Origin of the sequence: Achromobacter sp., assembly GCF_036567245.1 — a bacterium.
In the GTDB taxonomy this organism is placed as follows: Bacteria; Pseudomonadota; Gammaproteobacteria; order Burkholderiales; family Burkholderiaceae_B; genus Achromobacter.
In genome coordinates this window covers 1-8,343 of the sequence record NZ_DATCUY010000149.1, presented here as the reverse complement: position 1 = coordinate 8,343, position 8,343 = coordinate 1, and the positions used below count along the sequence as shown (strand labels likewise).

Genomic DNA, 8,343 nt, shown 5'->3' with positions numbered 1-8,343 from the left:
CGAACCGCGACGAATGGCCCGGCGTGATCCTGGCCGCGCTGGGCATCGTGGTGGGCTGGCCGCTGGCGTCCTCGCTCGCCATGCAGACCGTGCCCGCCGCGCAGGGCGCCGTGTTCAACGGCTTGCTGCCGTTGTCGACTGCGGCGTTTGCCGCGCTGCGCAGCGGCGAACGCCCTTCGCCCGGCTTCTGGGCCTGGGCGGTACTGGGCGCCGCCCTGGTAACGGCCTACGCCTTGCGCCAGGGCAACGGCACGCTGGAGACAGGCTACCTCTGGCTGCTGCTGGCCGTGGTGCTGGGCGGCATGGGCTATGCCGAGGGCGCGCGCGCTTCCCGCACGCTGGGCGGCGGGCGCACCATCTGCTGGGCGCTGGTGATCAGCGCGCCGGTGGTGGCGGCGCCTGTCGGCTGGATGGCGGCGCAGCAGGCCAGTTGGCCCAGCGCCTCGGTGATCTATGCCTGCGCCTATCTGGCGCTGGGTTCGATGTTCCTGGGCTTTTTTGCCTGGTATCGCGGCCTGGCCGTGGGCGGCATCGCCCGGGTCGGCCAGGTGCAGTTGCTGCAGCCGTTCCTGACGGTGGTGGCGGCCGCATTGTTGTTTGGCGAATCCGTGGAGCCGGCGACGTATCTTTTCGCCGCTGCCGTGATCGCCGTTATCGCCGGCGGACGCCGCGCCATCGTCAGGACCAAAAAATGAATCTGCTCCCCTCCAACTGGGCCGACGTGCCCCTGATGTCCCTGTCCCTGCTGGGCCCGCTGGCCATGTTCGCACTGGTCAGTTCGATTACGCCCGGCCCCAACAACGTAATGCTGGCCTCGTCGGGCCTGAACTTCGGTTTCCGCCGCAGCGTGCCGCACCTGCTGGGCGTGAACCTGGGCTTTACCTTCATGATCTTCCTGGTGGGCATCGGGCTGGGCTCGGTGTTCCAGCAGATACCGCAGCTGTACGCCGTGCTGAAGTACGCGGGCGCGGCCTATCTGCTGTACCTGGCCTGGAAGATCGCGAATTCGGGCGAAATGGACGACGGCGAGGCGCGCGGCAAGCCCTTCACCTTTCTGCAGGCTGCTGCCTTCCAATGGGTCAATCCCAAGGCGTGGGTGATGGCCGTGGGGGTGATCGCGACCTACACGCCGCAGAACAGCTTCTTCGCCAACCTGGTCATCGCCACCATCGTCTGCGGTATCGTCAACCTGCCCAGCATCGGCATCTGGGTGACCTTCGGCACGGCGCTGCGCCGCGTGCTGCACAAGCCCTGGGCGATCCGCGCCTTCAATGTGGGCATGGCGCTGCTGCTTGTGGCGTCGCTGTATCCGGTGGCGCTGGAAATGCTGCGCTGACGCGGCCGTCAGGCCAGCAGTCCCACCACCACGGCGGGCGTGACCAGCACGTTGAACAAGCCCGCCATCACCATCACCAGGCCCGCGACTGCGCCCTCATCGGCCGCCAGTTCGCGGGCCTTGGCCGTACCGGCGCCGTGCGCGCCCATGCCGAATAGCGCGCCGCGTGCCAAGGCCGAGCGCAGCGGCAGCCAGCGCCGCATCAACTGGCCGATGGCCGCGCCAAACACACCCGTGACGATCACGAAGACGGCCGTCAGATCCGGCGTCCCGCCCACATGCGACGACACGGCCAGCGCGAACGGCGTGGCCACCGAGCGCGGCAGCAGGCTCAGGCGCAGGTCCGGCGACAGGCCCAGCAGGTTGCCCAGCATCCAGGCGCTGACGCCCGCAATCAGGCTGCCCACCGCCACGCCTGCCACCAGCACCGGCCAATAGCGGCGGATCAAGGCGCGCTGCTCGTACAAGGGCAGCGCAAACGCGACGATGACCGGCCCCAGCATCGCCATCAGCCAGTGCGAACCGGCCATGTACTCCCGATAGCCCGTGTGCAGCGCAAGCGCCAGCGCCAGCAGCAACGCGGGCGCCACCACCAGCGTCGAGGTCCACCAGCAGGCAAAGCGCCGGTAAAACAGGCGCGCGCAGACGTAGGCCAGCACCGTCGCGGCGGGCCAGAACCACAGGTTGAAATCAGCCAGCATGGCGGTTCATCCAGCGGTAGCAGAGATCGATGGTCAGCGCCGTGCCGGTCATCACCAGGGCCGTGCCCAACACGATGACGGCCAGCAGCTTCAGCCCCAGCAGCCCGAGGAATTCGCGGTGGTCCAGCAGCGACATGACGGCGGGCACGAAAAACAGCAGCATCTCGCCCAGCAACCAGCTGGCGCCGCGATGCACATTGCGCACGCGCAGGCGGCGCGTGGCCAGCAGTAGCAGCACCAGCGCCATGCCTATGACGCCGCCCGGCACGGGCAGGCCCAGCAGTTGGGCCAGCGCCTGGCCCAGCAGGGAAAAAAGCACGAGCAGGCAGATCTGCAGCACGCGGCTGCGGCGCAGCCAGCTGCGCAGAAGAATGGTGAGGCGTGGGCGAGACATTGAATGGAGGGTTCCTGCGGCAAGTAGATGTTTTACGCCCGCGCCGCCTATAGATAAAATGAATTCGTTGAATCCTGCCCATTCCAAACAGGCATAACCATGGAACTGCGTCCCCTGCGCGCCCTGGTCGAGGTCGTGCGCCAAGGCGGCTTTTCCCAGGCGGCCAAGACCGTCTTCGCCACCCAGCCCACCATCAGCAAGGCGGTGCGCCAGCTGGAAGATGAGCTGGGCATGCCGTTGCTGGACCGCCACGCCCAGCCGCCGCGGCTGACGGCCGCTGGCGAAATCGTCTACCGCCGCGCCGTGGCCATGCTGGCGCAGCGCGACGACCTGTACGCCGAACTCGACGAATTGAAGGGGCTCAAGCGCGGCGTGCTGCGGCTGGGCCTGCCGCCGCTGGGCAGCAGCACCTTGTTCGCGCCCATGTTTGCGCGCTTTCGCAGCCGCTACCCGCAGATCGAGATCAGCCTGGTGGAACACGGCAGCCGCCGCCTGGAGGAAATGGTGATGGCCGGCGAGATCGAGCTGGCGGGTTCGCTCAAGCCGGTGCCCGACATTTTCGAGTGGCAGCCGGTGGCGCGCGAACCGCTGGTGGCGCTGATGCCCGCCGACCATCCCAAGGCGCGCGCCGCAACGGTGGGGCTGAGCGAACTGCGGGACTCGCCCTTCATCCTGTTCGAGACGGGCTTCGCTCTGAACCGCATTCTCCAGGACGCCTGCCAGCGCGCCGGCTTCGCGCCTTCCATTGCGGCGCGCAGCGGCCAGATCGATTTCATCGTGGCGCTGGTGGCGGCCGGCCTGGGCGTGGCCTTCCTGCCGCGACTCAAGGTGCGCGAGGAACAGCACGCGGGTGTGGCGCGCGTGCCACTGCGCGATGCCGGCACGGACTGGGAAATGGTGCTGGTCTGGCGCCGCGGCGGCTACCTGTCCCACGCCGCCCAGGCCTGGCTGGCCTTGACGCGAGAAGTCCATCCCGAAGTATGCTGATGCCGGAACCCAGCCGCCTCGCCCGGGTCAGATATTCCATGCCAGCCCTACCCCGCCTCTCTCCCCGCCGCCTGTTCGCCGTTGCCCTGCTTGCCGGCGCCAGCGTGGTCGGCTGCACCCAGCTTGATTCCTGGCAGCGGCAGACGATTTTCTCTCCCCAGTCCGAACCGCAGACCTGGTGGCGCGAACCCGCCGACGGCACCCAGGTCTACGACCTGACGCTGGCCGGCGGCGACAAGGTGCGCGCCTGGTACTGGCAAAGTCCGCAAGCCGGCGCGCCCACCGTGCTGTATCTGCACGGCGCGCGCTGGAACCTGAACGGCAGCGCCTTCCGCATCGACGGCTGGACCCGCATGGGCTATTCCGTGCTGGCCATCGACTACCGCGGCTTTGGCGCATCGACGCCGCGCCTGCCGTCCGAGGACAGCGCGCTGGAAGACGCGATGGCGGGGCTTGCGGAACTGGCCCGGATCCAGCCCGATCCATCGCGCCGTTTCGTCTACGGCCACAGCCTGGGCGGCGCCATCGCGATCGACCTGGCGGCGCGCCCGGAACAGCCGGCATTCGCCGGCCTGATCGTGGAGTCCAGCTTCACCAGCATCGGCGCGATGCTGGCCACGCTGCGCTGGGGCAAGGTGCCGGGCGCCAGCCTGCTGGTGACGCAGCCCTTCGCCTCGGTGGACAAGCTGGCGCGCATGCGCACGCCCATGCTGTTCATGCACGGCACCGCCGACCGCGTGGTGCCGCACACCATGAGCGACGAACTCTACGCCGCCGCAAGCAATGTCGCGCCCGAGCTCAAGCGCCTGGTCAAGATCGAAGGCGCCACGCATTCGGGCGCCTTCCGCAGCGGCGCGCAGTATGAGACCGCGGTGAAGACCTTCATGCGGGACGCCAGCCGCGCGTATCCGCGCAAGGCGGGCTGACGGCCTGAGCCGGCGCGACAGGCTCTCAGTCCGCCCTGTCCGCACGTGCCAGCAGCGCATTTCCCGTACACCTGCCCCCCCGGGATGACCCGCCCCGGGTTGGCCCGCCCCGGGAAATCCCCAAATCAAAATATCTTCTAAATATATTTACTAGATATTAGACTTTGCTCCTGCTCGCCGCTCCGCCATTGAAGCGACGGCATCTTGAGGAGAAGCCAGTTGAGTAACGTGCTTTGGCAGGGGGTCTTTCCTGCCGTAACGAGTAAGTTCCATGCCGACGAGACCCTCGACTTCGAGGCGATGCGCAAGCACTTCGGCTTCCTGATCGATAACGGCGTACACGGCCTGGTCACCTGCGGCTCGCTGGGCGAAGCCAGCACCCTGACCCTGGAAGAAAAGCTGGAAGTGACGCGCTGCGCGGTCGAAGTCAGCGCGGGCCGCATTCCCGTCCTGGCCAACGTGTCGGAAACCAGCACTCGCGAGGCGCTGCGCTTCATCAAGGGCGCCGTGGAACTGGGCGTGGACGGCTTCATGCTGATGCCCTCGCTGATCTACGTGGCGGACTCGCGCGAAGCGATGCAAAGCATCCGCACCATGGCGGAAGCCGCGCAGAAGCCCTGCATGATCTACAACAACCCCGTCGCCTACCGCGTGGACCTGAAGACCGAGCACATGGCCGAACTGGCCGACTGCAAGTGGCTGGTCGCCATCAAGGAAAGCAGCGACGACGTGCGCCGCCTGACCGATCTGCGCAATGCGCTGGGCACCCGCTACCAGCTGTTCATCGGCGTGGACGACCTGTCGTTCGAGGCGCTGGCGCTGGGCGCCGACGGCCTGCTGGCCGGGCTGGTGACCGCCTTCCCGCGCGAGACCGTGGCCCTGTATGACCTGATGAAGGCCGGCAAATGGCAGGAAGCGCTGGCGCTGTACCAGTGGTTCACGCCGCTCTTGCACCTGGATGTGTCGACCAAGCTGGTGCAGAACATCAAGCTGGCCGAGACGCTGGCCGGGGTGGGCAATGAGCACGTGCGCCGCCCTCGTCTGCCGCTGGTCGGCGCCGAACGCGAACGCTGCACCGCCATCATCCAGGCCTCGCTGGCCAAGCGCCCCGCGCAGTACCAGTCGAAGTAAGGCCGGGCTCCGGAAGAAGCACGAATTTCCTGGCGCGTGGCGAGGCCGCGACGCGCCAGGACCTGTCCTCCCGCAAGCCTAACGGACATCATGCAAAGCGACATCATTCTTCAGACCCGGGGCCTGAGCAAGGAATTCCGCGGCTTCGTGGCGGTCAACAACGTCGACATGAGCGTGCGCCGCGGCGCCATCCACGCGCTCATCGGCCCCAACGGCGCGGGCAAGACCACCTTCTTCAACCTGCTGACCAAGTTCCACATCCCCACGCGCGGCGAAATCCTGTACGACGGCGTGGACATCACGCAGGAGCGTCCCGCGCAGACCGCGCGCCGCGGCATCGTGCGCTCGTTCCAGATATCCGCCGTCTTTCCGCAGCTATCGGTGCGCGAAAACGTGCGCGTGGCCCTGCAGCGCAAGCTGGGCGTGGACTATTGCTTCTGGCGTTCGGAACGCACGCTGGAGAGCCTGCACCACCGCGTCGAGGAACTGCTGGACCAGGTCGGCCTGCGCACGCATCTGGACGTGGCCGCGGGCGATCTGCCCTATGGCCGCAAGCGCACGCTGGAGATCGCCACCACGCTGGCGCTGGAACCCGAGCTGCTGCTGCTCGACGAACCCACCCAGGGCATGGGCCACGAAGACGTGGACCGGGTCAAGCACCTGATCAAGCAGGTCTCCGCGGGCCGCACCATCCTGATGGTCGAACACAACATGAAAGTGGTCGCGGACATCTCCGACACCATCACCGTCTTGCAACGGGGCGAGATCCTGGCAGAAGGCCCCTACGCGACCGTGTCGGAAAACCCGGCGGTGCGCGAAGCCTACATGGGAGCCGAAGATGAATGACGCCGCCCCGGCCTCCAACATGCTGGAGATCCGCAATCTGCACGCCTGGTACGGCGAATCGCACATCCTGCACGGCATAGACCTGGACGTGAAGCCAGGCGAATGCGTGACCCTGCTGGGCAGGAACGGCGCGGGCCGCAGTTCGACGCTGAAATCCATCCTGGGCCTGGTGGGCCGGCGCAGCGGCTCCATCAAGATCCATGGCCAGGAAACCGTCGGCCTGCCGCCCCACAAGATCGCGCGCCGCGGCATCGGCTATTGCCCCGAAGAGCGCGGCATCTATGCGTCCTTGAGCGCCGAGGAAAACCTCATGCTGCTGCCCTCGGTGGGGCCGGACGGCATGTCGGTGGCAGAGATCTATGACATGTTCCCCAATCTGAAAGAGCGCGCCCACAGCCCTGGCACGCGCCTGTCAGGTGGCGAACAGCAGATGCTGGCGATGGCGCGCATCCTGCGCACCGGCGCCCGCCTGCTGCTGCTGGACGAAATCACCGAAGGCCTGGCCCCGGTCATCGTGCAGTCCCTGGGCCGCGTGATCCGGCAATTGAAAGAGCGCGGCTACACCACCGTGCTGGTCGAGCAGAACTTCCGCTTCGCCCAGCACCTGGCCGACCGCCATTACGTCATCGAGCACGGCCAGGTGGTAGCGGTGATCGACCGCGCCGAGGTCCGGCAATCGCAGGACAGGCTGAACGCCTTGCTCGGCATTTGAGTTTTCCAGCCACATTCCTTCCGACCGCAGTCCCCTTCCTACACGGAGCGTAGTCAGATGAAATTGAATCGAATCTCAGCAGCCCTGTTCGCCGTCGGCATGATCGGCGCCGCCCAGGCCCAGACCAAGGTCAGCGACGACGTGGTCAAGGTCGGCGTCCTTACCGACCTGTCGGGCGTCTATTCCGACCTGGCCGGCAACGGCTCCGTGATCGCGGCCCGCATGGCCGCCGAGGAGATGGGCAACAAGGTGCTGGGCAAGCCGGTGGAAGTGGTTTCGGCCGACCACCAGAACAAGCCCGACGTCGCCGCCAACCTGGCGCGCGAATGGTTCGACCAGGGCAAGGTCGACATGATCACCGACTTTCCCACTGCGTCCACCGCGCTGGCGGTGATGGAAATCGCCAAGCAGAAGAACCGCGTGACCATGCCGTCGGCCGGCCTGTCCACCGCCATCCTGGGCGAGAAATGTTCGCCGCTGAACGCCCAATGGACCACCAACACCTATGCCCTGGCCGCCGGCACCGCCCGTGCGCTGGTCAAGGAAGGCAAGAAGAGCTGGTACTTCATCACCGCCGACTACACCTTCGGCCACTCGCTGGAAAAGGACGGCACCGAGGTCATCCAGGAGAACGGCGGCAGCGTGGTGGGCGTGTCGCGCCACCCTTTCCCCGGCAATGATTTTTCGTCGTTCCTGCTGAAGGCGCAGGCGTCGAAGGCCGACGTCATCGCGCTGGCCAACGCCGGCAACGACACGGTCAACGCGGTCAAGCAGGCCAATGAATTCGGCATCAACAAGAAGCAGATCGTGGCGCCGCTACTGACCTACATCTCGGACGTGCACAGCATGGGCCTGGCCAAGGCGCAGGGCATGTACCTGACCGAAGCCTTCTACTGGGACTATGACGACGCCTCGCGCGCCTGGGCCAAGAAGTTCTTTGAAAAGGCCAAGAAGATGCCGACCGCCTCGCAGGCCGGCGTGTATTCGGCCACGCTGTCGTACCTGAAGGCAATCGAAGCCGCCGGCACCGACGATGCGCCGGCGGTGATGGCCAAGCTGCGCGAAATGACCATCAACGACGCCGTGATCCGCAACGGCAAGCTGCGCGCCGACGGCGCGCTGGTGCACGACATGCTGCTGCTGCAGGTGAAGACGCCCAAGGAATCCAAGGCGCCCTGGGACTACTACAACGTGAAGTCGGTGCTCAAGGGCGAGGACGTGTTTCCCAAGCCCCAGGCCGCGTGCTCGTTGAACAAGACGTAAAGCCGCCACGCGCCGCACGCATGGCGTGCGGCGCCGGCTGCCCTGGC

Annotated in this window: 10 protein-coding genes; 8 read left to right on the top strand and 2 right to left on the bottom strand. The window is 66.7% G+C overall.

Features of this window, described 5'->3' with window-relative positions:
- Nucleotides 1-695 (top strand): DMT family transporter (locus tag VIR09_RS06630; RefSeq protein ID WP_332012150.1); only part of this gene is annotated, 695 nt, incomplete at its 5' end.
- Nucleotides 692-1,336, top strand: a complete 645-nt coding sequence (locus VIR09_RS06625) for a LysE family translocator (RefSeq protein ID WP_332012149.1) — start codon at nucleotides 692-694, stop codon at nucleotides 1,334-1,336. The genes VIR09_RS06630 and VIR09_RS06625, both read left to right, overlap by 4 nt.
- Before the next feature lie 8 nt (nucleotides 1,337-1,344).
- Here the strand turns inward: VIR09_RS06625 and VIR09_RS06620 are convergent, their stop codons facing one another.
- Both VIR09_RS06620 and VIR09_RS06615 read right to left on the bottom strand, forming a co-directional pair.
- Nucleotides 1,345-2,037, bottom strand: a complete 693-nt coding sequence (locus VIR09_RS06620) for an LrgB family protein (RefSeq protein WP_332012148.1) — start codon at nucleotides 2,035-2,037, stop codon at nucleotides 1,345-1,347.
- The gene (locus tag VIR09_RS06615; RefSeq protein WP_332012147.1) at nucleotides 2,027-2,431 is read right to left on the bottom strand and encodes a CidA/LrgA family protein; all 405 of its coding nucleotides are present in this window, start codon (nucleotides 2,429-2,431) and stop codon (nucleotides 2,027-2,029) included. The genes VIR09_RS06620 and VIR09_RS06615 overlap by 11 nt, the downstream gene beginning before the upstream one ends.
- A 99-nt stretch (nucleotides 2,432-2,530) precedes the next feature.
- On the opposite strand from VIR09_RS06615, the gene VIR09_RS06610 reads away from it, so the two are divergent.
- The 6 genes from VIR09_RS06610 (at nucleotide 2,531) to VIR09_RS06585 (ending at nucleotide 8,296) form a co-directional block, all read left to right on the top strand.
- The gene (locus tag VIR09_RS06610; protein WP_332012146.1) at nucleotides 2,531-3,418 is read left to right on the top strand and encodes a LysR family transcriptional regulator; all 888 of its coding nucleotides are present in this window, start codon (nucleotides 2,531-2,533) and stop codon (nucleotides 3,416-3,418) included.
- Between the two features lie 38 nt (nucleotides 3,419-3,456).
- Nucleotides 3,457-4,344: an alpha/beta hydrolase gene (locus VIR09_RS06605; RefSeq protein ID WP_332012145.1), complete on the top strand. Its 888-nt coding sequence runs from the start codon at nucleotides 3,457-3,459 to the stop codon at nucleotides 4,342-4,344.
- 219 nt (nucleotides 4,345-4,563) lie between these two features.
- Nucleotides 4,564-5,475, top strand: a complete 912-nt coding sequence (locus VIR09_RS06600) for a dihydrodipicolinate synthase family protein (RefSeq protein WP_332012144.1) — start codon at nucleotides 4,564-4,566, stop codon at nucleotides 5,473-5,475.
- Nucleotides 5,476-5,565: 90 nt separating this feature from the next.
- Nucleotides 5,566-6,321 (top strand): ABC transporter ATP-binding protein, encoded by a 756-nt coding sequence (locus tag VIR09_RS06595; protein ID WP_082401334.1) that lies wholly within the window; start codon nucleotides 5,566-5,568, stop codon nucleotides 6,319-6,321.
- A complete protein-coding gene (locus VIR09_RS06590; protein ID WP_332012143.1) occupies nucleotides 6,314-7,033 on the top strand; it encodes an ABC transporter ATP-binding protein in 720 nt (239 codons plus the stop codon). Before VIR09_RS06595 ends, VIR09_RS06590 begins: the two co-directional genes overlap by 8 nt.
- A gap of 57 nt (nucleotides 7,034-7,090) precedes the next feature.
- Nucleotides 7,091-8,296 carry an ABC transporter substrate-binding protein gene (locus VIR09_RS06585; RefSeq protein WP_332012142.1) on the top strand — a complete coding sequence of 402 codons (1,206 nt, stop codon included), beginning with the start codon at nucleotides 7,091-7,093 and terminating at the stop codon, nucleotides 8,294-8,296.
- Nucleotides 8,297-8,343 lie beyond the last annotated feature (47 nt).